Annotated in this window: 22 protein-coding genes; 11 read left to right on the top strand and 11 right to left on the bottom strand. The window is 62.9% G+C overall.

Annotated elements, in window-relative coordinates:
* Positions 1 to 29 precede the first annotated feature (29 nt).
* The 3 genes from GWE18_RS28240 to GWE18_RS28250 are packed head-to-tail and all read right to left on the bottom strand — an operon-like array spanning position 30 to position 2,833.
* Entirely contained in the window at positions 30 to 1,016 is a 987-nt protein-coding gene (locus GWE18_RS28240; protein ID WP_275188964.1) for a PDR/VanB family oxidoreductase, read from the bottom strand.
* 10 nt (positions 1,017 to 1,026) lie between these two features.
* On the bottom strand, positions 1,027 to 1,779 hold the full coding sequence (locus GWE18_RS28245; RefSeq protein ID WP_275188965.1) for a GntR family transcriptional regulator: 753 nt from the start codon (positions 1,777 to 1,779) through the stop codon (positions 1,027 to 1,029).
* Between the two features lie 4 nt (positions 1,780 to 1,783).
* Entirely contained in the window at positions 1,784 to 2,833 is a 1,050-nt protein-coding gene (locus GWE18_RS28250) for an aromatic ring-hydroxylating dioxygenase subunit alpha (protein WP_275188966.1), read from the bottom strand.
* Between the two features lie 333 nt (positions 2,834 to 3,166).
* On the opposite strand from GWE18_RS28250, the gene GWE18_RS28255 reads away from it, so the two are divergent.
* Positions 3,167 to 4,198 carry a methyltransferase gene (locus GWE18_RS28255; RefSeq protein WP_275188967.1) on the top strand — a complete coding sequence of 344 codons (1,032 nt, stop codon included), beginning with the start codon at positions 3,167 to 3,169 and terminating at the stop codon, positions 4,196 to 4,198.
* 36 nt (positions 4,199 to 4,234) lie between these two features.
* On the opposite strand, the gene GWE18_RS28260 is transcribed toward GWE18_RS28255, so the two are convergent.
* The 3 genes from GWE18_RS28260 to GWE18_RS28270 form a co-directional block, all read right to left on the bottom strand.
* Positions 4,235 to 5,737: an NAD(P)/FAD-dependent oxidoreductase gene (locus GWE18_RS28260; RefSeq protein WP_275188968.1), complete on the bottom strand. Its 1,503-nt coding sequence runs from the start codon at positions 5,735 to 5,737 to the stop codon at positions 4,235 to 4,237.
* 84 nt (positions 5,738 to 5,821) lie between these two features.
* Positions 5,822 to 6,664, bottom strand: a complete 843-nt coding sequence (locus GWE18_RS28265; protein ID WP_057850028.1) for a MoxR family ATPase — start codon at positions 6,662 to 6,664, stop codon at positions 5,822 to 5,824.
* A 113-nt stretch (positions 6,665 to 6,777) separates the two neighbouring features.
* Positions 6,778 to 7,020, bottom strand: a complete 243-nt coding sequence (locus tag GWE18_RS28270) for a GlsB/YeaQ/YmgE family stress response membrane protein (RefSeq protein ID WP_275188969.1) — start codon at positions 7,018 to 7,020, stop codon at positions 6,778 to 6,780.
* Positions 7,021 to 7,161: 141 nt separating this feature from the next.
* Here GWE18_RS28270 and GWE18_RS28275 point away from each other — a divergent pair, with 141 nt between their 5' ends.
* From GWE18_RS28275 to sseA, 3 genes are all read left to right on the top strand, one after another.
* Positions 7,162 to 8,337, top strand: a complete 1,176-nt coding sequence (locus tag GWE18_RS28275; RefSeq protein ID WP_275188971.1) for a VWA domain-containing protein — start codon at positions 7,162 to 7,164, stop codon at positions 8,335 to 8,337.
* A gap of 146 nt (positions 8,338 to 8,483) precedes the next feature.
* Complete coding sequence (locus GWE18_RS28280) at positions 8,484 to 8,897, top strand: rhodanese-like domain-containing protein (protein ID WP_275188973.1); 414 nt, start codon at positions 8,484 to 8,486, stop codon at positions 8,895 to 8,897.
* A gap of 115 nt (positions 8,898 to 9,012) precedes the next feature.
* Positions 9,013 to 9,867, top strand: coding sequence for a 3-mercaptopyruvate sulfurtransferase (gene sseA / locus GWE18_RS28285; protein ID WP_275188974.1), 855 nt, complete (start codon positions 9,013 to 9,015; stop codon positions 9,865 to 9,867).
* Positions 9,868 to 9,883: 16 nt separating this feature from the next.
* Here the strand turns inward: sseA and GWE18_RS28290 are convergent, their stop codons facing one another.
* Entirely contained in the window at positions 9,884 to 10,705 is an 822-nt protein-coding gene (locus GWE18_RS28290; protein WP_275188975.1) for a hypothetical protein, read from the bottom strand.
* Positions 10,706 to 11,039: 334 nt separating this feature from the next.
* Here GWE18_RS28290 and GWE18_RS28295 point away from each other — a divergent pair, with 334 nt between their 5' ends.
* Both GWE18_RS28295 and GWE18_RS28300 read left to right on the top strand, forming a co-directional pair.
* A complete protein-coding gene (locus tag GWE18_RS28295) occupies positions 11,040 to 12,350 on the top strand; it encodes a L,D-transpeptidase (protein ID WP_275188976.1) in 1,311 nt (436 codons plus the stop codon).
* Positions 12,351 to 12,537: 187 nt separating this feature from the next.
* Positions 12,538 to 13,503, top strand: coding sequence for an NAD(P)-dependent oxidoreductase (locus tag GWE18_RS28300; RefSeq protein WP_275188977.1), 966 nt, complete (start codon positions 12,538 to 12,540; stop codon positions 13,501 to 13,503).
* 6 nt (positions 13,504 to 13,509) lie between these two features.
* Here GWE18_RS28300 and GWE18_RS28305 read toward each other — a convergent pair whose 3' ends face one another.
* Positions 13,510 to 14,469: a D-2-hydroxyacid dehydrogenase family protein gene (locus GWE18_RS28305; protein WP_275188978.1), complete on the bottom strand. Its 960-nt coding sequence runs from the start codon at positions 14,467 to 14,469 to the stop codon at positions 13,510 to 13,512.
* Positions 14,470 to 14,761: 292 nt separating this feature from the next.
* Positions 14,762 to 14,956 carry a hypothetical protein gene (locus tag GWE18_RS28310; protein WP_275188979.1) on the bottom strand — a complete coding sequence of 65 codons (195 nt, stop codon included), beginning with the start codon at positions 14,954 to 14,956 and terminating at the stop codon, positions 14,762 to 14,764.
* Between the two features lie 234 nt (positions 14,957 to 15,190).
* Here GWE18_RS28310 and ettA point away from each other — a divergent pair, with 234 nt between their 5' ends.
* From ettA to GWE18_RS28325, 3 genes are all read left to right on the top strand, one after another.
* Positions 15,191 to 16,840, top strand: a complete 1,650-nt coding sequence (gene ettA, locus GWE18_RS28315; RefSeq protein ID WP_275188980.1) for an energy-dependent translational throttle protein EttA — start codon at positions 15,191 to 15,193, stop codon at positions 16,838 to 16,840.
* Positions 16,841 to 17,302: 462 nt separating this feature from the next.
* The gene (locus GWE18_RS28320) at positions 17,303 to 17,890 is read left to right on the top strand and encodes a TIGR00645 family protein (RefSeq protein WP_275188981.1); all 588 of its coding nucleotides are present in this window, start codon (positions 17,303 to 17,305) and stop codon (positions 17,888 to 17,890) included.
* A gap of 73 nt (positions 17,891 to 17,963) precedes the next feature.
* The gene (locus GWE18_RS28325) at positions 17,964 to 19,157 is read left to right on the top strand and encodes a lytic murein transglycosylase (RefSeq protein ID WP_275188997.1); all 1,194 of its coding nucleotides are present in this window, start codon (positions 17,964 to 17,966) and stop codon (positions 19,155 to 19,157) included.
* A 213-nt stretch (positions 19,158 to 19,370) separates the two neighbouring features.
* On the opposite strand, the gene GWE18_RS28330 is transcribed toward GWE18_RS28325, so the two are convergent.
* Both GWE18_RS28330 and GWE18_RS28335 read right to left on the bottom strand, forming a co-directional pair.
* Positions 19,371 to 19,643: a hypothetical protein gene (locus GWE18_RS28330; protein WP_057853001.1), complete on the bottom strand. Its 273-nt coding sequence runs from the start codon at positions 19,641 to 19,643 to the stop codon at positions 19,371 to 19,373.
* A gap of 229 nt (positions 19,644 to 19,872) precedes the next feature.
* A complete protein-coding gene (locus GWE18_RS28335) occupies positions 19,873 to 20,184 on the bottom strand; it encodes a hypothetical protein (protein WP_275188983.1) in 312 nt (103 codons plus the stop codon).
* 423 nt (positions 20,185 to 20,607) lie between these two features.
* Here GWE18_RS28335 and GWE18_RS28340 point away from each other — a divergent pair, with 423 nt between their 5' ends.
* On the top strand, positions 20,608 to 20,889 hold the full coding sequence (locus tag GWE18_RS28340) for a (2Fe-2S)-binding protein (protein WP_057852999.1): 282 nt from the start codon (positions 20,608 to 20,610) through the stop codon (positions 20,887 to 20,889).
* 139 nt (positions 20,890 to 21,028) lie between these two features.
* On the top strand, positions 21,029 to 21,514 hold the full coding sequence (gene bfr / locus GWE18_RS28345) for a bacterioferritin (RefSeq protein ID WP_171577507.1): 486 nt from the start codon (positions 21,029 to 21,031) through the stop codon (positions 21,512 to 21,514).
* Positions 21,515 to 21,661: the final 147 nt, after the last annotated feature.

Here is a 21,661-nt window from a genome sequence, read left to right on the forward strand (position 1 = left end):
CTTAAAGACACGCCCGCATCGAGATTCGCTTAAGAATGCGCCGCTTCCGGCCGGTACAGCGTATCGATCGTCACGACGCCGATCGCACGCGACACGCAGGGGCAGATCTTGCGGTTGTGCTGCTTCTGCTGATCGCTGAAGAACACGTCGCGATGGTCGATCTCGCCCTCGACGGCAACGACATCGACGGCGCAGACGCCGCACTCGCCGCGCTGGCAATCCGATATCACCTCGAAGCCGGCGGCATTCAGCGCGTCCAGCATCGAGCTGTTCTGCGGCACGACCAGTTCGGTGCCGGTATCTTTCAGCCGCACGCGGAATTCGGCCGTCGGCTTCAGGCCGCTTGAGCCGAAGGTCTCGTAGCGCAAATCGGCGGGCGCTCTTCCCGCGTCATTCCAGGCGCGCCGCGCCGCCTCCAGCATCCGCATCGGTCCGCATATGATGGCGATGGCGTCATCCGGCAAAGCGCGGAAGGTGGGTTCGAGATCGAGCCGCGCGCCTTCGTCGGAGGCGTGCACGATCAAGAGGTCGCCTAGCAGCGCCGAGAGCTCGTCGAGGAAGGCGGCATCGCCGCGTGATTTCACGGCGTAGTGCAGGGGAGCGTCGATATTCCTGCGGCGCAGGGCGGCTGCGATACCTGTTATCGGGGTGATGCCGATGCCGCCCGCGATCAGGCAATAGTTCTTCCTCGTCCAGTCGATTTCGAGCAGGGACGCCGGATTTGAAGTTTCGATCCGCGCGCCGGCTCGCAAATTCCACATGCCGCGCGAGCCGCCGCGGCTGTCCGGCGCCAGCCGCACCGCGATCCGGTACGTGCCGGCATCGCCGTTCTCCACCAGCGAATAGGAGCGCCGCGCGGGCTGGCCGTCGATCAGCACCGAGACGCCGATATGGCTGCCGGGCGGGTAGGGCGGCACGCGGCCATTCTCGGGACGAAGTTTGAATTCGCGGATATTGGGCGTCACGTTGCTGACAGTTTCGACGGTGCACCAGCTCCATTGCTCGGCAAAACGCATGGGCGCTTTCCTATTCGGCTGACGATTTGAGCAGGGCGAGCGCAGGCATCAGTTCGAGATGCGTGCGGTTGCGGATCGCGAGCCGCAGATTGCGCGCGGCGAGCCGCGAATGCTCGCGCATCACGGCTTCGGCCCGCGCGCCCTCGCGGTTCTCGATCGCATCGACCACGATGCGATGATGATCCTGCCCGATCAGCAGGATCTGATGCGCCTCCGGCAACGCTGACTGCGCCATCACGAAAGCGCTTGGCGAAGCGAACGGCAACGCGGAGACGCGATCGATTTCCCGGATCAGCGGCGCGCTCGCGGAGAGTTCATTGAGCAGCGCGTGGAAGCGCGCGTTCATGGTCACATAGGCGGAAAAGGCTTCGACCGAAATCGGATCCTGCCGAACAAGCTGGTCGAGGTCGCCAAGGCATTCCTTCAGCGGCTCGAGGCTGCGCGCGCTGACGCCGCGCTCGGCCGCAAAGCGGGCCGCGAGGCCCTCCAGCGTGCCGCGCAGCTCGATCGAATCCAGAATGTCGCGCTCGGTAAACGCCTTCACCATGAAGCCGCCGGAGGGGATCGCCTGCAACAGACCTTCATCCTCCAGCCGCACCAGCGCCAGCCGCACCGGCGTCCGCGAGACGCCTGTGATATCGACCGCCTGCAGCTCGGAGATGCGCTCACCCGGGCGCAGCCGCCCCGATAGAATCATGTCGCGCAGCGCGAGCTGCGCCCGCACGGTCTGCGACACGGAACGTTCGGCGTCGCGCTCGTTCATCTCCTCACTCCGCGGCCTGGACGGTCCGCGGCGCGGTCTCGCGCGCCACCATGCGGTCGATCACGCGCCGCGCCCACATCGCGCCGGCATCGATGTTGAGGTTGTAGAAGGTGCGATCCGGATTTTCGTTCATCGCGCGCTGCTGCGCTTCGAGGATGATTTCATCCTCATGGAAGATGCCGGCAACGCCCTCGCGGATTTCGGTGGTCAGCTTCTGCTCGGTCGTCCGGTAATTGCGGACGAAGGCCCAGAAATAGTGACAGGTGGTGTCGGTTTCCGGCGTCATGGTGTTGAGCACAAAACCGTTGACGCCCTGCGAGCGATCGCCTTCCGGCGCGCCGGTGCCGGCGGGTGCGACGCCGACGTCGATATTGACGGTGCCGGGCGCCTGGAAATGGATGATCTGCCAGCGGTCGACCGCACCCGGCTTCTGCAACTGCGCCGCCCAGAATGGCGGCGCGTCGATGCCCTTCATCCAGCGCGTCACCGTCACGGTCTTGTCGCCATGGGTGACATCGAACGGGGCCTCGGCGACGTGGTCATTGCCGATGCTGCTGCCGTGCACGAAAGCCTCGTGGGTCAGGTCCATCAGGTTGTCGATCACGAGGCGGTAGTCGCACTTCACATGAATGGTCTTGCCGTCGCCGGCCCAGGCCGGATCGTCGTTCCAGTGCATGTCGGGCACCAGCGCAGGGTCAGCCAGCGCCGGATCGCCCATCCACAGCCAGATGAAGCGATGCCGTTCGACAACCGGATAGGAGCGCACGCAGGCCGACGGGTTGATGGTGTCCTGCGAGGGCATGTAGGTGCAGCGGCCCTGCGCATTGAACTTCAGCCCGTGATAGCCGCAGACGACGGTGTCGCCGTCGAGCCGTCCTTTCGAGAGCGGCACCAGCCGATGCCAGCAGGCGTCCTCCAGCGCGCAGACCCGCCCGCTGGACTGGCGGTACATCACGACATGCTTGCCGCAGATCGTGCGCGGAAACAGCGCGTGCTTGATATCGACGTCCCAGGCGGCGGCGTACCAGGCATTGAGCGGAAACGAGGACGGCATGGCTGCACCCCTTGATGAGTGCAAGATGTATACAGAAGATGCGGCGTGGTGGCAAATTTGGCGCAATGTACGTATCTAAATACCATCAAAGTATACATAATCTTTGTGAATTACTTCATTTCCCGATCTCCGATTAGCCGTCACCCTTGATCGTGGGCTGAGCGCGCAACTGCCACCGACATGCTTGCGGGCGTCATCGGGGCGAATAACTCCCGCCTCGCAGCAGCAACGGCCTGCAAAAAGCTGCAGCGCCAATACCGTTCCGAGCAGCGCCCGGCAAACCCGCGGGGGATCACATTCGGAGTTCGCAACAGCCACCGCAAAGGAGGCACGATGGCATCTCAAGGATCAGCCCTCAGGCTTTTCGATCTGATTCATTCGCACCGTGTAACGGCCGTGATCTACGTGGCGGCGAAACTTGGACTCGCCGAGCTATTGCGGGACGGCCCGCAGACGCCGGGCGCGCTCGCGAATGCGACCGGCGCGGATGAACGTTCTCTCGGACGTCTGCTCACCGCGCTCTCCACCATCGGCATATGTTCGCGAACCGGCGACGGTAGCTATGCCCTGACGGAGGTGGGTGCCTGCCTCGACAGCGCCGCGGCGCATTCGTTCAAGGGCTGGGCAATCCTCGAAGCCGAGATGCTTTCAAAGTCCTGGAGCGGAATGCTTGAGTCCGTGATGACCGGCAAGACCGCGGCGGAATTGCAGGGCGTTGCCGACGCTTTCGAACTAATGGCTCGAACGCCTGAAAACGTCGACAAGTTCAATGTCGCGATGACCGAGCTCACGCGGCTGGTAACGCCGGATATCCTTCGCTCCTACGATTTCAGCGGGATATCCTACCTGATGGACGTCGGTGGCGGTTCCGGCGAATTGCTCGGCGCCATCGCGCAGCAAAACCGGGAACTGCGTGGAATCGTTTTCGACCTTCCGAGGTGCTTTGATGCCGCAAGCAGACATCTTCGGCAGATCGGCGTCAGCGATCGGGTCGAATTTGTCGCGGGCGATTTCTTCAAATCGGTTCCGGCGATCGCCGATACGATCATCCTCAAGAGCATCATCCATGACTGGAATGACGAGCGTAGCATCTCGATCCTGCGCAACTGTCATCGGGCGCTCCCGAGTAGCGGCAAGTTGCTGTTGGTCGAGCGGCTGATGCCGGAAGTGCCTGGCATGGCCGATGAGGACAAGGCGCATGCGTTGAGCGATCTGAACATGCTTCGCGGGCCCGGAGGGCTCGAGCGCACCAAAGGGCAATATCGCGAATTGCTTGAGCAAAGCGGCTTCGCTCTGGCTGGGGTTTATCCTGCCGGCCGCTTCAACGTGATCGAGGCGCGTCCCGCTTTGATGACTGCCGAGTGACGGAACGTCACCGTCACCCTGGATCAGACCGCGGCCTCAGCCGTAAACGAACGCCTTGTCCTTCAGATCGATGGCGGGGAATTCGTCCTTTTCCGCCCAGTAATCCTGGTTGTGCTGCCATTCCGGCTTGTCGCCGCGCTTGGGCAACAGGTGCATGCCGCGCATCATGTAGCCGGGGTTGAAGTTTTCGGGATCGATCCAGGGCAACAGCGGCATGTTGTGGTCTTCGGGGCGGAGCTGCGGCGTCACCTTTTTCGCGCCGGTCTCTTTCATGTGATTGAGCATCCGGCAGACGAAGTCGGCGACGAGATCGACGCGCAGCGTCCAGCTCGCGCGGAAATAGCCGAATACCCAGACAAGATTCGGCACGCCGGTGAACATCATGCCGCGATAGGTGACGGTATCGGCGAAATCGAGCGGCTTGCCGTCGACGGCGAATTCGATATCGCCATTGGCGCAGAGGTTGAAGCCGGTCGCGGTCACGATGATGTCGGCCTCCAACTCCTTGCCGGACTTCAGCAGGATGCCCTTTTCGGTGAAGCGGTCGATCTCGTCAGTGACGACGGAGGCCTTGCCGGACTTGATGCCCTGGAACAGGTCGCCGTCAGGAATGAAGGCGATGCGCTGCCGCCACGGCCGGTATTTTGGCGTGAAGTGGGTCGCGATGTCGTAGTCCTTGCCCAGATACGCTTCGACCGCCGACAGCAAATCCTTCTTGGCCGCTTCCGGCTCCGCGAACGTCTTGCGGGTGAAGGCGTCCTGGTCGAACAGGATTTTTCGCCGGGTGATTTCGTGAATCCAGGTCTCGTCGACCTGTAGTTTCCGCAGCTCCTCGGCGATCTCAATCGCATTGCGCCCGGTGCGGAAATAGGTCGGCGAACGCTGCAGCATCGTGACATGCGCGCAATCGCCGGCCATCGCCGGGATCAGGGTCGCTGCGGTAGCGCCGGAGCCGATCACGATGACGCGCTTGTTCTTGTAGTCGATATCCTCGGGCCATTTCTGCGGATGGACGATCGGGCCCTTGAACTTGGCCATGTCTTTCCACTCCGGCGTGTAGCCTTCGGTGTGGCGGTAGTATCCCTGGCACATCCAGAAGAAATTGGTGGTGAAGCGAAGCTGCTCGCCGGTATCGGTACGCGTGGCCTCGATGGTCCAGAGGTTTTCCTCGCTCGACCATTTCGCCGACGTGATGGTGTGCCGATAGCGGATGTGAGGAGCGAGATCGTTTTCCTCGATCACCTCGCCCATGTATTTCAGGATTTCCGCGGCGCTTGCGATCGGCGCTGTCGTCCACGGCTTGAAGCGGTAGCCGAACGTATGCAGGTCGCTGTCGGAGCGGATGCCGGGATAGCGGTGGGTGGTCCAGGTCCCGCCGAACGTCTTCTGCGCTTCCAGCGCCACGAAGGTCGTTCCCGGGCATTGCGTGGTGAGATGATAGGCAGCGCCGACGCCGGAAATGCCGGCGCCTGCGATGACGACGTCGAAATGCTCCGTGGTGCGCGGCGCGGTCTCATCTATCTGGGCTTGAACGTTCATCTTCCCTGTACTTTTTTGGTTTGTTGTCGTTTGAAAAACGAAACGCCAGAACGTTAAGTTCTGGCGTCGTAGAGATGTCGCGAATTACACCTCGCGCCGGCTGAGGAACGCCAGCCGCTCGAACAGGTGCACGTCCTGTTCGTTCTTGAGCAGCGCGCCGTGCAGCGGCGGGATCAGCTTGCGCGGGTCGCGCTCCCTCAGCATTTCCGGCGTGATGTCCTCGTTCAGCAGCAGCTTGAGCCAGTCGAGCAGCTCCGATGTCGAAGGCTTCTTCTTCAGGCCCGGCACTTCGCGCACCTCGAAGAAGATGCGCAAGGCTTCTTCCACCAGGCGCTTCTTGATGCCGGGGAAGTGCACGTCGACGATCCGGCCCATGGTGTCGGCGTCGGGGAACTTGATGTAGTGGAAGAAGCAGCGGCGCAGGAATGCGTCCGGCAGTTCCTTCTCGTTGTTCGAGGTGATCATCACGATCGGCCGCAGGCTCGCCTTGATGTTCTCGCCGGTCTCGTAGACGAAGAATTCCATGCGATCGAGTTCGAGCAGGAGATCGTTGGGGAATTCGATATCGGCCTTGTCGATCTCGTCGATCAAAAGCACCGGGCGCTTGTCGTGGGTGAAGGCTTCCCACAATTTGCCGCGCTTGATGTAGTTGGAGATGTCAGAAACCCTGCTGTCGCCGAGCTGGCTGTCGCGCAGGCGCGAGACCGCGTCGTATTCGTACAGGCCCTGCTGCGCCTTGGTGGTCGACTTGATGTGCCAGGTCAGGAGCGGCGCGCCGAGCGCTTTGGCGACTTCCTCCGCCAGCACGGTCTTGCCGGTGCCGGGCTCGCCCTTGATCAGCAGCGGGCGCTCGAGCACGATCGAGGCGTTGACGGCGACCTTGAGGTCGTCGGTGGCGACATAGTCCTTGGTGCCGGTAAATTTCATCTATCCGTTTGCCTTGTTGTTCGTTCGTGACCCGCCATGACCTGAACAGTAACGGCCTGAACAGTAAACGACCGCCGGTCCGGCGGTCGCGATTGGAGTTGATGCGCCTATCCTCAGCGTCTGATCAGCGACAGGATCACCAGGATGATCACCGCGCCGATGGTGGCGTTGATGATGTCGCGGATCCACCCTACGCCGAGGCTGACGCCGAGTTGCGGCAAGAGCCAGCTCGCCAGCAGCGCGCCGATGATGCCGACCACGATGTTGCCGATCAGCCCGAAGCCTGCACCGCGCACGATCAGTCCGGCAAGCCAGCCCGCGATACCGCCGATGATCAGCGCCGCAATGATTCCCATTGAATTTCCCCTGCCGGAATAAGCCTTTTACGGCTCAATTGTAATTGAAAAAGCCTCCCGGTCTAGGCCTGACAGCTATGCGCTGGCCTTTGGCATGCGCCGGCCCTTGACGGACGCTGTCCGGCAGGCAATCTGTACTGCATGTTCCTGCAATTCTTCACATCGCTGCGTGACGCGCAGGTCCCGGTGACCCTGCGCGAATATCTGACGCTGATGGAGGCGCTCGACGCCGACCTCGCCGATCAGACGGTCGAGAATTTCTATTATCTCTCCCGCGCCGCGCTGGTGAAGGACGAGCGCAACCTCGACAAGTTCGACCGCGTCTTCGGCACCGTGTTCAAGGGGCTCGAAAGCCTGCTGGACGCCATGGAGAAGGCGGAGATTCCCGCCGAATGGCTGAAGAAGCTCGCCGAAAAATACCTCACCGAGGATGAGAAGAAGCAGATCGAGGCGATGGGCTGGGACAAGCTCATGGAAACGCTTCGCAAGCGCCTTGAGGAACAGAAGGGCCGCCACCAGGGCGGCAACAAGTGGATCGGCACCGCCGGCACCTCGCCGTTCGGCGCCCACGGCTACAATCCCGAAGGCGTAAGAATCGGGCAGGAGAAGAACCGCAACAACCGCGCCGTGAAGGTGTGGGACAAGCGCGAGTTCAGGGATCTCGACGGCAATGTCGAGCTCGGCATCCGCAACATCAAGATCGCGCTGCGCCGCTTGCGCAAGTTCGCCCGCACCGGTGCGCCCGACGAGCTCGATCTCGACACCACGATCAGGGAGACCGCCAACCACGGTTATCTCGACGTCCATATGCGGCCCGAGCGTCGCAACGCGGTGAAGGTTTTGGTGTTCTTCGACATCGGCGGCTCGATGGATTCGCATATCGAGCAGGTCGAGGAATTGTTCTCGGCGGCGAAGTCCGAATTCAAGCACATGGAATATTTCTACTTCCACAATTGCCTGTATGAAGGCGTCTGGAAGCAGAACAAGCGCCGCTTCACCGATCGCACGTCGACGTGGGACGTGCTGCATAAATATCCGCACGACTACAAGGTGGTGTTTGTCGGCGACGCGTCGATGTCGCCTTACGAGATCATGGTGCCGGGCGGCTCGGTCGAGCACGTCAACGAGGAGGCCGGCGCGGTCTGGCTGGAGCGCATCACGCGCACCTATCCGCACGCGGTGTGGCTCAATCCGGTGGCGCAGAAGCATTGGGACTATTCGGAATCCACCACCATCATCCGGCGGCTGTTTTCGGAGCGCATGTTTCCGATCACGATCGAAGGCCTCGAAGGCGCGATGAAGGAATTGGTGCGGTAATCACCGTCATTCCGGGGCGCGCGCAGCGCGAACCCGGAATCTAGAGGTTATCTCGCTCGATCGAGATTCCGGGTTCGATGCTTCGCATCGCCCCGGAATGACGGGTCAGGAAAAACGGACGGATCAAGAAACGAAAGGCGCAATCAATGCCCCAGACCATCCACCGTGGCATCAAATCCCTGATCGACGAAGCTAACGCCGAGATCGAGACCGTCAGCGCCGCTGATGCCATCAAGGCTGCGCAGGACCCGGGCGTCGTGATCGTCGATATCCGCGATCCCCGCGAGATCGAGCGCGAGGGCAAGATCCCGGGCGCGTTCTCCTGCACGCGCGGCATGTTGGAATTCTGGATCGATCCGCAAAGCCCCTACGCCAAGCCGATCTTCCAGGAGGACAAGAAGTTCATCTTCCACTGCGCCGGCGGCCTTCGTTCGGCGCTCGCGGCCAAGACCGCGCAGGACATGGGCCTGAAGCCGGTTGCGCATATGGGCGGCGGCTTTGCCGCCTGGCGCGACGCCGGCGGGCCGATCGAGAAGTGGGAGCCGAAGAAGAAGGGGTGACTTGTCACACGCGGGCTTGACCCGCGTGTCCATCCAAAAATGAATCCTTTCGAAGAAGATGGATTGCCGGGTCAAGCCCGGCAATGACGATCTGAGATCCCGGGAGACCACATCGATGTCCACCACCAACGATCCGCTCGTTTCCACCGAATGGCTCGCCGAGCACCTGAACGATCCGAACGTCAAGGTGATCGACGCCTCGTTCAAGATGCCGGGCGTGCTGCCGCTCCCGAAGGACGATTATCTCGCCTCGCATATTCCGGGCGCGGTATTCTTCGACGTCGACGCGGTGTCCGATCATTCCAATCCGCTGCCGCACATGTTTCCTTCCGCCGAACAATTCGGCCGCGATGTCGGCGCCCTCGGCATCGGCAATGACGACACCGTCGTGCTCTACGATTCCGGCGGCTGGGTTGCGGCACCGCGGGTGTGGTGGATGTTCCTGTCGTTCGGCAAGGAGGTGCGCGTGCTCAATGGCGGCCTGAAGAAATGGGTCGCGGAAGGCCGCAAGGTCGAGAAGGGTGAGGTGACGCCGAAGCCGGCCACATTCAAGGCGACGCTCGATGCGCGGCGCACGCGCAGCATGCAGCAGCTTGTCGCCAATCTCTCAAGCCGCGCCGAGCAGGTAATCGATGCGCGCGCTGGCGAGCGCTATCAGGGCAAGGTGGCCGAGCCGCGGCCGGGCCTTCGCTCGGGCCATATCCCGGGCAGTCTCAGCCTGCCCTACAACAACCTGTTCGATGCTGCGACCGGCACGATGAAATCGCTGGACGAATTGCGCACCGCATTCCTCGGCGCGGGCGTGAAGCTCGACGCGCCCATCGTGACAAGTTGCGGCTCCGGCGTCAGCGCCGCCGTGCTGACGCTTGCGCTCTATCGCCTCGGCGTCGAGAACCCGGCGCTGTATGACGGCTCGTGGACCGAGTGGGGCGCAGCCGACGGCCCGCCGGTCGCGACCGGTCCGGCCTGATCGTTTGATCCAGAAGCTACCGCGTCGCGCGCGCGACCGGCAATTGTGCGACCGGCAATTGCGCGAACGGGTTGGCGAATTGCTGTTGAGCCGCCAGCGCCGCCTCTCGTGCCAGACGCGCCCGCCGCGCCGCAATCTGCTGTTCCCGGGCCCGCTGCGCGGCTCGCTTCTTGGCGGCGCTGCGGTCCGGCTTCGCTTCGGTCGTGTTGGCTTCCGCCGTCTTGGCCGCTGTCTTTTCGTCAACGACGACGGCGGGACCGCCGAGCGTTGCGATCCGGGTCGCGGCGACGTTGCCTTCAAATGAAGAGATATCCGTCGGCGGCAGCGGTGGAGGCGGGGTGGCCGCGGCCGGCTCCGGCGTTTCCGCGATGCTGGCGAGCTTTGCTTCCGCATTGGTAACGGGCGCTTCGGTTTCAGCCGTGGAGGCCGGAGCAGCCTCCGCGATCGCCTCCTGCGCCGAGGCTTCCGGCTTTTCCGCATCAACCTGCACCGGCTCCGCCGGTCTCGCGGCAGCCAGTTTCTCGGGCGCCGCCGGACCGGCGTCCGGAGCCTGTCCGCCCAGCGCCGGAATGTCCGTGGCGGTTTCCGGAACGGTGGTGGCCGGACCATCCTCCGCCGTCTTCTCCGCGGCCGGCGGATCGATACGCAGCAGCGCCAGCGTGGGCGGCGTATCGTCGGTCCGGCGGGCAAACATCGGCTCGGGCGTCGAGCGTCGCGAGGGAAGATTGGCAAATTCCTCATGGGCGGCACGCAACAGCGCGGCGGCGCCCAGCCCAAAAATCAGAATCGACATCGACAGGATGATGGCAGCGAACAAGAAACGAAAGCCGGGAAGCATGGACTCGAGTTCCGCCCTCCTTGATCTCTGGAGGGTCATTGATGCCAAGGGAACGCGGTGACCACTGGGAGGCTGGGCGCGTCGGGCGCGCGAATCAGGCCGGTTTGAGAGTACCTCAGTGCCCGGTCCGTTTTGTTGCAAAATCCGCGGTTTGAAACCGCTCATCGCCCGCTAATGGCGATTTCCGGCGCTCTGAGGCATCTTTGCCGCAGCTTGCCGGCAATCACAAATGACTGGCTGGGGGCGAATTTCGCGGATTTGTCTTGAATGTGCCGCTATCTTCCGTCATCTGCCGTTAACCGTCCGGTGGGGCTTGGGGTCTATACATAAGGCGATGATGAACAACCGCATTCTGACGATTTGTGCTGCCATTGCCGCTGGCATGGCAGGAACTTCGCTCGCCCATGCGCAACAGGGCTATCCGGCCCAAGGCCAAGTCTACCAGGGCCAAGTTTATTCGACGGCGCCGGGACCGTATGTGCAAGGTGGCTATGCGGCTGATGAACGCCGCGGCCCCGGCGAACCCGATTTCGACGCGCTGGAAGATGACGATGCGCCGAACGGCCAGAACTCGGCCGCGTTGCCGCCGCCCGGTCCGGTACTGTCGCCCAACGATCCCCGCTATGGCCGTCCGGCCGGCGCCCCCGTTTATTCGGACCGTGGCGCCCCGATGCCCACGGGCCCGATTCTTTCTCCGGACGATCCGCGTTACGGCCGCCCGGCCGGTCCGCCGCCGGTGATCTATGCGGACCGCCCGCCCGGCTCGCAGCAGCCGGCCTATTCGGATCGCGGCGACAGCCGCATCCCCGGCGCCAGCATCGTCTATCCGAACGACGACCGCACTGGCTTGCGCCCGCCGGGGGCGATCGGCGCTGCACCGGCGCCCGCGCCCGGTGCTACCGGCGCACTGCCGCAGACCCAGCAACCCGCTGTCGGCGCCGACGGCAGGCCGGTGCAGCTTGCCGCGCTGCCGCCGGAAGAGCAGCCGGAAGTGGGCCCTGCGCAGCTTCCGCCGCACCTCCGCCGTCAGGAAGTGGCCTTCGCGACCAAGGAGCCCGCGGGCACCATCGTCGTCGATACCTCCAACACCCACCTCTACTACGTGCTCGGTGGCGGACGCGCGATCCGCTACGGCGTTCGCGTCGGTCGTGACGGCTTCACCTGGAACGGCGTGCAGAAGATCAGCCGCAAGGCCGAGTGGCCGGACTGGCATCCGCCGACCGAGATGATCGAGCGCCAGCCCTATCTGCCGCGCTTCATGGCGGGTGGCCCCGGCAATCCGCTCGGCGCGCGCGCCATGTATCTCGGCTCGACCATCTATCGCATTCACGGCACCAACCAGCCCTCGACGATCGGCAAGTTCGTCTCCTCGGGTTGCATCGGCATGCTGAACGAGGACGTCTCGGATCTGTTCGAGCGCGCCAAGGTCGGCACCCGCGTGGTGGTGATGCCTGGCAGCCCGCCGCCCGCCAACACCGCAAACGCCGCCGCTCCGGTGCCGGCCGCTGCTGGCCCGGCTGCCGCGCGAGCCTCCGGCCCGGCTGCCGCAGCAGCCCCCGGACCGGCACAGGCCCAACTGGCGCCTGTTCCCGGCGCCCAGCCAACGGTCGTACCGCCGCTGCCCGCACCGGTCACGATCCGCTAGGCCTAGGTCACAAATAGCGTTTCAAAGGCGCGCCCTGCGGCGCGCCTTTTTTGATGCCCGTGTACTCCGCCCGTGCCGATCTGCACGGCTGCCGCTTTGGGCGTCCGCCACATTCCCGCGCTTGAATTCACATTTGCTCCGACTACCTGCCGGCCAGAATTGTGGGGCAGCAACAGGAGGATTTGGCATGCGGATATTTGTTGCAGGCGCCACCGGCGCCGTGGGCCGCCCGCTCGTTGCCGCGCTGATCGCGGCAGGTCATTCCGTTGTTGGCACGACGCGAACGGCGGCGAAGGCCGAGCTCATCAAGCGGATGGGTGCGGAACCTGCGATCGTCGATGGGCTCGACGCGCCTGCCATTCGCGCCGCCGTGGTCGCGGCGAAGCCCGAAATCATCATCGATCAGATGACCGATCTCGCTGCGGTCACGGATGTCAGGCATTTCGATCGCGCCTTCGCCACCACCAACAAGTTGCGCACGCAGGGCACCGATTTCTTGCTGGCGGCCGCACGCGAGGCCGGTGTGAAACGCTTCATCGCCCAGAGCTTCTGCGGCTGGACCTACGATCGCAGTGGCGAACCGGTCAAGACCGAGGCCGATGTGCTCGATGTCGATCCGCCGGAGGAACTGCGCCGCACGCTGGAAGCGATTCAGTATCTCGAGGACGCCCTCACCAGCTTGGCGACCCCCGAAGGGATCGTCTTGCGATATGGATCGTTCTACGGCCCTGACACCGGCATGCTCTCGCGCGCCATGATCGATCAGGTGCGCCGGCGCCGCGTGCCGCTGATCGGCGGTGGCGGCGGACGGTGGTCGTTCATCCACGTCGATGATGCGGCTGCTGCTACCGTGGCTGCCGTCGAGCGCGGCAAGCCCGGCGAGATCTACAACATCGTCGACGATGAACCGGCACCGGTCAGCGAATGGCTGCCTGCCCTTGCCACCCTGGTCGGAGCCAGGCCGCCGATTCGCGTGCCGGCCTGGCTTGGCCGGTTGTTCGCCGGCGAGCACCTGGTTTCGATGATGACCGAGGTACGGGCAGGCTCCAATGCCAAGGCCAGGCGGGAGCTGGGCTGGCAGCCGGCGCATCCGTCGTGGCGTCAGGGATTTGCGGAGGTTGCCAGCGGCGCAACCGCGCAGCACGCAGCCTGAGCTTGCCTACGCCAGCCGCTGCTTCGGCTCACCTTTGAACCAGGCGTCGATGCTCTCGACCATCTGCTGATAGTGGTTTCGAAAGCTGTCCTCGGTGACGTAGCCGAGATGCGGCGTCAGCACCATGTTGTCGAGCTTGCGGAAGGGATGGTCGACCGGCAGCGGCTCGACCGAGAACACGTCGACGCCGGCGCCTGCGATCTTCCTTTGCGTCAGCGCTTCCAACAGCGCGCCTTCATCGACGATCGGTCCGCGCGCGGTGTTGACGAGGTAGGCGGTCGGCTTCATCCGCGCCAGATCTGCAGCTCCGATCAGCCCGCGCGAGCGCTGGCTGAGCACCACATGGATGGTGACGATGTCGGCGGTCGAGAACAGCTCGTCCTTGCTGACATAGGTAACGCCGACTTCCTTGCACTTCTCCGGCGTCAGGTTCGGGCTCCAGGCGATCACGTTCATGCCGAAGGCCTGCGCCAGCTTCGATACTTTGGTGCCGAGCTTGCCGAGGCCGATGACGCCGAGCGTGCGGCCCTCGATCTCCATGCCGACGTGCTTCTGCAAGGGTTCGCCGGCATGCATGCGCGCGTTTTCGCGGCCGATATTGCGGGTCAGTTCCAGGATCAGGCCCATGGTCAGCGGCGCGGTCGGATCGCGGCCCCATTGCGTGCCGCACAGCACCACCTTGTGGTCCTTGGCGGCCTCCATGTCGATCGCGGCATTGCGCAGGCCCGAGGTGATCAGAAGCTTCAGGTTGGGCAGGCCTGCAAACATGGTGCGCGGGAACGGGGTGCGTTCGCGCATCGCGCAGATGATCTCGAAATCCCTGAGCGCGCTGGCCGCCGCTTCAGCGCTCGCAAACGGCTGGTTGAACACCGTGACGTCGACGCGATCGGAGACTTTGGACCAGTCGGCGACCTTAAGCGCCACGTTGAGATAGTCGTCGAGGATTGCACAGCGCAGCCGCGTCATGGGGAAGTCCGTTCGTGGCGAGGACGACGGTGGAATGGCCGTCGGGGACGATCGCCATGGTTGCGCGCAACCAGGAGGCGCGCAAGCGGACTAAACGCAGGGCAGGCTCTAATAATTCTACTGTGTCATAGCTGCTCAAACACCTCGTCCTGAGGAGCGGCCGTCAGGCCGCGTCTCGAAGGATGCAGGCCCGTCTGTGGCCTCATGGTTCTCCCGGCGATGCGAAGCATCGTCCGGAGACGCGCTTCGCGCTCCTCACCATGAGGGGATTCTGACGGATAACCGGAAAGGCTCAGTTCAAACGGCCGGGATGCTTGGCGCGCCAGGCCGGGCCGGGGCCGCGCATATAGTGCAGTTCCGGGTGGTAGGGTTTGAACGCCCTGGCGATGAACTGGCGCCAGAAGGCGCGGAGTTCTGCCAGCGGTTTTGCCAGTCCGGCGTTTGCATGAGCCGGGGCGGAGAGGGATGCCGAACCGATCGTAGCCATGACGCGGGCCCTTCGTTTTCAAAACGCCTCTATTTCGGCGTTGAAGACGATTTTTCGCCCGATTTATTAAAAGATAGTTTCAATTGTCGGGATCTGTCGCGGCATGGTGACCATCCCGTATTCATCCGTGGTGAACGGATGGAAAACGGGTTCCTGCGGTTGCCCTTTGGCAGCCACGCCGCTACATGAGCGGCAGCAAATCTCCGTAAAATCCAACCATTTCCAGGGATCGCGATGGCTCGCCAGTTCGTCTATTTCATGCAGGGTCTGACCAAGAGCTATCCGACCCGAAAGGTGCTCGATAACATCCATCTGAGCTTCTACCCGGACGCCAAGATCGGCGTGCTCGGCGTCAACGGCTCGGGCAAGTCGACGCTGCTCAAGATCATGGCCGGCCTCGACAAGGAATATACCGGCGAGGCCTGGGTCGCCCAGGGTGCCCGCGTCGGCTACCTCGAGCAGGAGCCCCACCTCGATCCTGCGCTCAACGTCCGTGAAAACGTCATGCAGGGCGTCGCCAAGCAGAAGGCGATCCTCGATCGCTACAACGAGTTGGCGATGAACTATTCGGACGAAACCGCCGAGGAGATGACCAAGCTGCAGGACGAGATCGAGGCCCAAGGCCTCTGGGATCTCGACAGCAAGGTCGACCAGGCGATGGACGCGCTGCGCTGCCCGCCCGACGATTCGGACGTTAGCAAACTGTCGGGCGGCGAGCGCCGCCGCGTCGCGCTGTGCAAGCTGCTGCTCGACCAGCCGGAACTGCTGCTGCTGGACGAACCGACCAACCATCTCGACGCTGAATCCGTGTCCTGGCTGGAAGGCCATCTGCGCAACTATCCCGGCGCGATCCTGATCGTGACCCATGACCGCTACTTCCTCGACAATGTGACGGGCTGGATCCTCGAGCTCGATCGCGGCCGCGGCATTCCCTACGAGGGCAACTACTCGTCCTGGCTGGTGCAGAAGCAGAAGCGCCTCGAGCAGGAGGGCCGTGAGGAGGTCGCGCACCAGAAGACGCTGGCGCGCGAGCAGGAATGGATCGCGTCGTCTCCCAAGGCGCGTCAGGCCAAGTCCAAGGCGCGCTATCAGCGCTATGAAGAGCTGCTGAAGCAGGCGAGCGAAAAGCAGACCACGACCGCGCAGATCACGATTCCCGTGGCCGAGCGGCTCGGCCAGAACGTCGTCGACTTCGAAGGGCTGAACAAGGCCTTCGGCGACCGCGTGCTGATCGAGGATCTCACCTTCAAACTGCCGCCGGGCGGCATCGTCGGCGTGATCGGACCGAACGGCGCCGGCAAGACCACGTTGTTCCGGATGATTACGGGCCAGGAAAAGCCGGACAAGGGCTCGATCACCGTCGGCGAAAGCGTGCATCTCGGCTACGTCGACCAGTCGCGCGACGATCTCGACGGCAAGAAGACGGTATGGGAAGAGATTTCCGGCGGCAACGAACTGATCCTGCTCGGCAAGCGCGAAGTCAATTCGCGCGGCTATTGCTCGTCCTTCAACTTCAAGGGCGCCGACCAGCAGAAGAAGGTCGGCGCGCTGTCAGGCGGTGAGCGCAACCGCGTGCATCTGGCCAAGATGCTCAAGTCCGGCGCCAACGTGCTGCTGCTCGACGAACCGACCAACGACCTCGACGTCGATACGCTGCGTGCGCTGGAAGAGGCGCTGGAGGACTTTGCCGGCTGCGCCGTGATCATCAGCCATGATCGCTGGTTCCTCGACCGTATCGCCACGCACATCCTGTCCTTCGAAGGCGACAGCCATGTCGAATGGTTCGAAGGCAACTTCCAGGATTACGAGAAGGACAAGATGCGCCGCCTCGGCCAGGACAGCATCATTCCGCACCGCGTGAAGTACAAGAAGCTGACGCGGTGATTTCACGCATTGGCCGATGCGCTCGGGATGGGGCGGCGTTACAAGTGTCGTCCCTGCGAACGCAGGGACCCATACCGCGTGATCTATCGATATGGCAGGATTGCTAATGCCTTCTAACGCATCTGCGTTCGGTGGCTATGGGTCCCTGCGTTCGCAGGGACGACCCTTTTGATAAACTGCCTGCATTTAGCCTGCTTCGCGCTGAACGTAGCCTGGAACGGATGGGCCGAGTAGACGCCGATCGTTGCTCTCGCCGTGCTGGCAGCGCATGCGTCTCGATGGCGAGATCGGGACTTGCGGAAACTTTAGGCGGGTCGTGCACACCGCTATTTTGCCTTGAATCTCCGGCTAACGTGACGATCCCGTAATATGCGCTGCGGCCAGTTGTCGCTTCACAGCGCGGTCAGATTGCGTAGATATAGCCTTCCTTCCGCAATTCGAAGCCCCAGCGAGCCCTCTTGAATGTCCCTTACACCCGAAACACCCTTGCCGCCCAAAGCTGAGAGGAAGGCATTGCGCCCCGTTCCGATGCTGATCTTCAGCTCGCGCTGGCTGCAACTGCCGCTTTATATTGGCCTGATCGTTGCGCAGGGCGTCTATGTGGTGCTGTTTCTGAAGGAGCTGTGGCACCTGTTCGCCCACGCCTTTGATTTCAGCGAGCAGCAGATCATGCTGGCGGTCCTCGGCCTGATCGACGTGGTGATGATTTCGAACCTGCTGGTGATGGTCATCGTCGGCGGCTACGAGACGTTCGTCTCCCGTCTCAATCTGGAAGGACATCCCGATCAGCCGGAATGGCTCAGCCACGTCAACGCCAGCGTGCTCAAGATCAAGCTGGCGATGGCCATCATCGGCATCTCGTCGATCCATCTGTTGCGCACCTTCATCGAGGCCGGAGGATTGGCCTCGGGCAAGTCCGGCTACACCGAAACCGGCGTGATGTGGCAGACCATCATCCACACGGTTTTCATTCTGTCGGCGATCGGCATTGCCTATGTCGACAGATTGTCGAATGTTTCCACCGAGCATGCCAAGGCCGCCTCGCATTGATGGGCGACGTGTCGATCGACAGGATTCCGGTTTGCGACAGAGGTTGATAGCCGCGGTTCTGATACTGGCAGCGATGACGCTGGGCGCGATGCGTCCGGCCCGCGCCGCCGACGCCGACTTCACCCAATTCATCGCCTCGCTGTGGCCGGAGGCGCAGGCGGCCGGCGTGTCGCGCGCGACATTCGATGCCGAGACGAGAGGGCTCGAGCCCGACTACAAATTGCCCGATCTGCTGCTGCCCGGCCGGCCCCCCACCGGCGCGCCGGCGCAGGCCGAGTTCGTGCAGGTGCCGGCCGACTATGTGAAGGAAGCTTCGATCGCGCGATTGGCGGGCGAGGGGCAGAAGCTGATGCAGAAGCATCGCGCGGCGCTCGCCGAGATCGAAAAGCGCTTTGGCGTTCCCGCCAGCGTCGTGCTGGCGATCTGGGGCCGCGAGACTGATTTCGGCCGCTACCGGTTGCCTTACGACACGCTGCGTGTCGTCGCGACGCAGGCCTATGTCGGCCGGCGCAAGGATCAGTATCGCGCCGAGTTCATTCAGGCGCTCAAACTTCTCGGCGAGGGCGCGGTGGCGCGCAAGGATTTTCGCTCGTCCTGGGCCGGCGCCACCGGGTACACCCAGTTTCTGCCGTCGGAATATTACAAGCACGGCGTCGATCTCGATGGCGACGGCCGCGTCGACATCTGGCACTCGGTGCCGGACGCGCTGGCCTCGGCCGCGCAGCAGCTCGTCAACAAGGGCTGGCAGGGGGGCGTACGCTGGGCCTATGAGGTGAAGGCGCCCGCCAATGTCGATTGCACCATGGGCGTGCCCGAGGTGACCAAGCCGATCGCCGAATGGCTGCGCGCGGGTTTCGTGCCGGTGCGCGGACAGAAGTTGAGTGCGGCGGAGCAGGCGCAGCCGGCCTCGCTGTTGCAGGTGGAGGGCATCTACGGCCCGGCATTCCTGACCACGAAGAACTACTTCGTCATCAAGGAATATAATTTCTCCGATCTCTATGTGCTGTTTGTCGGCCATCTCGCTGACCGCATGACCAGCCCGCAGCCGTTCGCAACTCCGTGGTCGGCCTCGACGCAGTTGCGCTCGGCCGATGTCGAGGCCATGCAGCGCCATCTGACCCGGATCGGCCTCTACAAGGACAAGCTCGACGGCAAGGCGGGCATGCAGACCCGCGCGGCGCTGGGGGCGTATCAGAAGTCCGCCGGCCTCAAGGTCGATTGCTGGCCGAGCGAAGCGGTGCTGCGCGCGATGAGTGCGGGGCGTTAGCGCTGCTTCCCCTCATGGTGAGGAGGCGCGCAAGCGCCGTCTCCGGACGATGCTTCGCATCGCCGGGAGAACCATGAGGCCACAGACGGGCCCGCATCCTTCGAGACGCGGCGAAGACGCCGCTCCTCAGGATGAGGGGGATAAAAAGAAAAAAGCCCGGCCGAGATATCGGCCGGGCTTCGATCAAGACGCGCAGCGCGCCAATCGATCAGATCAGTTGCAGACCTCGACGCGGCGATAGCGCCAGTCGTAGCCGTCCCAGAAGCGCTCGCGAACCATACGGCACGCCGGGTAGGGCGCTTCTTCCACGTAGACCGGGCCGCCGTAAGCCGGGCGGCTGGAGGCGATCGCACCACCGATGATCGCGCCGCCGAGCAGGCCGGCCGCCACGCCTGCGGCAACGCCACGCTGGGCGCTTGCGGGTGTCGAGGCAAGCGAACCGGCAATCGTTGCGACCGCGACCAAGGCAGCAAATGTCTTCTTCATGTCCTGGGCTCTCCTGGGGTGGCGCCTTCGAGCGCCGGGTTTAGGGATGAAACTCACACGCCGTTTCGAACTGCCGCTTCGCTAAAAAAGCGCACATGGGTCAATCGAAAGTAAACGTTCCCAAGGCGTGCCCGAAAAAAACGGTCTTTTTCAGGCTGGAAATGGCATGCATCCCGGAAAGCGGCGCCGTTCCGGGATGCGGGGCTAATTTAATGAAGATGAACGGGCGTTAGTCGCAAACCCTGACGTTGCGGACCCGCCAGCCATAGCCATCCCAGAACCGCTGCCGCTGCCAGATGCAGGATTCGCCATAGCCGGGATCGACGACATAGGCGGGGCCGCCATAGCCGGGCGAATAGTAACCCGGGCCGTAATAGTAGCCGTTCTGCGAAGCAATCGCGCCGCCGACGATGGCGCCGCCGATCAAGCCGGCTGCGACGCCTGCAGCAACGCCGCGCTGCGCATGGGCAGGCGCCGGGATAGCCACGGCCGAAACGGTCAATGCGGCGGCGGCACCGAGCGCCATCAATGTCTTCTTCATGGCCTCACCTTTCTCACGGAGGACGTCAGTTCTGTCCGTGCAAAAGTTCCACATTTCGGGTGAATGATCAATGAACGGCTGCGGTGCCAAGATACCAAAGTTCCTCACCCGGCCGACCCGGCGGCGAGAGTGTGAGTGACAGCACTTACTCCGGCATCGGCGTCAGCGACAATTCCAATGCAAACGGTTGGAACCTGTCTTCCTGGAGCGGAGACAGCTCCTCGTCTCACAATTCCGCTTCGTCCAGCGATGGCGGCGGGAAATCAACGCCGGTTTGATTTACCGCAACACCGCTGTTTAGATTCATTCCAGTATTTCCCCGGCATCAGTTTGGAATTGCTTGAAAATGCGGCTTTTCCTTTTGCATCTCGCCGCGCTCTTCCATATCGATGAACGGGCATCACCAAGGGTTCTTTTTGTTACATGATCGTCTGTTCCTGCAACGTCCTGAGCGACCACGATGTCCGTAGTGCCGTGAGTGCGGCTTCGGATCTGCTGCGAAATCCGAAACAGATTTACGGCTGCCTCGGCTGCAGCGCCGAATGTGGCCGGTGCGCGCGCACCATCAAGACCATTATCGACGAAGCGCTCGGCGCCTGCGCCAAGGAGTGCTGCTCCGGTTGCCCGCATAGTCGTGCCGCGAATGACGAGCCGGCCCAGGAAGTTAGCCCGGTTGCTCCGGCTTTCGCGCTCGCGGCCTGCTGAAAACCCCCTGAAATTCCCTGATTTTCCGCTGTTCCCACCGCTTTTTTCGCGGAACGGTTGCTCTCGGCACCAAACTCATTTAGAAGCGTTCTAAATGCAGTGTCAGGCCGCGATTGGCCTGGGAAAATCGGAGTGGACCATGCAGGGCGATCCCAAAGTCATCGACTATCTCAACAAGGGCCTGCGCAGCGAACTCACCGCGATCAACCAGTACTGGCTGCATTACCGGCTCCTGAACAATTGGGGCCTCTTGGATTTTGCCAAGGTCTGGCGCAAGGAATCCATCGAGGAGATGGAGCACGCGGACAAGTTCACCGACCGGATTCTGTTCCTCGACGGCTTTCCCAACATGCAGGTGCTCGATCCCCTGCGCATCGGCCAGAATGTCCGGGAAATCATCGAATGCGACCTTGCAACCGAGATGACCGCGCGCACGCTGTATCAGGAAGCCGCGACCTATTGCCATGGCGTCAAGGATTACGTCTCACGCGATCTGTTCGAGAGCGTGATGAAGGATGAGGAACATCACATCGATTTCCTCGAAACCCAGCTTGACCTGATCCAGCGCATCGGGCTCGAGCTCTACACCCAGAAGCATGTCGGCGGGCTGGAGAACGGGGACTGAGCTCTTACCCTCCCCTGGAGGGGGAGGGTCGGCTCGTATTGAGCGAAGCGAAATGCGAGACGGGGTGGGGTGATCTCTCCACTCGGGCACTGATCGAGAGGATAGACCGTCACCCCACCCCGCCGCGCGTTACACGCGCGTCGACCC

It is taken from the genome of Bradyrhizobium sp. CSA112, from assembly GCF_029051645.1.
Classification (GTDB): domain Bacteria; phylum Pseudomonadota; class Alphaproteobacteria; order Rhizobiales; family Xanthobacteraceae; genus Bradyrhizobium.

Coding starts and splice junctions, on each gene's coding strand:
- GWE18_RS28305 (WP_275188978.1), bottom strand. CDS start 14,469: ATGACGCGGCTGCGCTGTGCAATCCTCGACGACTATCTCAACGTGGCG.
- GWE18_RS28270 (WP_275188969.1), bottom strand. CDS start 7,020: ATGGGAATCATTGCGGCGCTGATCATCGGCGGTATCGCGGGCTGGCTT.
- GWE18_RS28340 (WP_057852999.1), top strand. CDS start 20,608: ATGATCGTCTGTTCCTGCAACGTCCTGAGCGACCACGATGTCCGTAGT.
- bfr (WP_171577507.1), top strand. CDS start 21,029: ATGCAGGGCGATCCCAAAGTCATCGACTATCTCAACAAGGGCCTGCGC.
- GWE18_RS28265 (WP_057850028.1), bottom strand. CDS start 6,664: ATGAAATTTACCGGCACCAAGGACTATGTCGCCACCGACGACCTCAAG.
- GWE18_RS28320 (WP_275188981.1), top strand. CDS start 17,303: ATGTCCCTTACACCCGAAACACCCTTGCCGCCCAAAGCTGAGAGGAAG.
- GWE18_RS28330 (WP_057853001.1), bottom strand. CDS start 19,643: ATGAAGAAGACATTTGCTGCCTTGGTCGCGGTCGCAACGATTGCCGGT.
- GWE18_RS28240 (WP_275188964.1), bottom strand. CDS start 1,016: ATGCGTTTTGCCGAGCAATGGAGCTGGTGCACCGTCGAAACTGTCAGC.
- GWE18_RS28260 (WP_275188968.1), bottom strand. CDS start 5,737: ATGAACGTTCAAGCCCAGATAGATGAGACCGCGCCGCGCACCACGGAG.
- GWE18_RS28325 (WP_275188997.1), top strand. CDS start 17,964: ATGACGCTGGGCGCGATGCGTCCGGCCCGCGCCGCCGACGCCGACTTC.
- GWE18_RS28250 (WP_275188966.1), bottom strand. CDS start 2,833: ATGCCGTCCTCGTTTCCGCTCAATGCCTGGTACGCCGCCGCCTGGGAC.
- GWE18_RS28275 (WP_275188971.1), top strand. CDS start 7,162: ATGTTCCTGCAATTCTTCACATCGCTGCGTGACGCGCAGGTCCCGGTG.
- GWE18_RS28245 (WP_275188965.1), bottom strand. CDS start 1,779: ATGAACGAGCGCGACGCCGAACGTTCCGTGTCGCAGACCGTGCGGGCG.
- GWE18_RS28310 (WP_275188979.1), bottom strand. CDS start 14,956: ATGGCTACGATCGGTTCGGCATCCCTCTCCGCCCCGGCTCATGCAAAC.
- GWE18_RS28295 (WP_275188976.1), top strand. CDS start 11,040: ATGATGAACAACCGCATTCTGACGATTTGTGCTGCCATTGCCGCTGGC.
- GWE18_RS28280 (WP_275188973.1), top strand. CDS start 8,484: ATGCCCCAGACCATCCACCGTGGCATCAAATCCCTGATCGACGAAGCT.
- GWE18_RS28255 (WP_275188967.1), top strand. CDS start 3,167: ATGGCATCTCAAGGATCAGCCCTCAGGCTTTTCGATCTGATTCATTCG.
- GWE18_RS28290 (WP_275188975.1), bottom strand. CDS start 10,705: ATGCTTCCCGGCTTTCGTTTCTTGTTCGCTGCCATCATCCTGTCGATG.
- GWE18_RS28335 (WP_275188983.1), bottom strand. CDS start 20,184: ATGAAGAAGACATTGATGGCGCTCGGTGCCGCCGCCGCATTGACCGTT.
- sseA (WP_275188974.1), top strand. CDS start 9,013: ATGTCCACCACCAACGATCCGCTCGTTTCCACCGAATGGCTCGCCGAG.
- ettA (WP_275188980.1), top strand. CDS start 15,191: ATGGCTCGCCAGTTCGTCTATTTCATGCAGGGTCTGACCAAGAGCTAT.
- GWE18_RS28300 (WP_275188977.1), top strand. CDS start 12,538: ATGCGGATATTTGTTGCAGGCGCCACCGGCGCCGTGGGCCGCCCGCTC.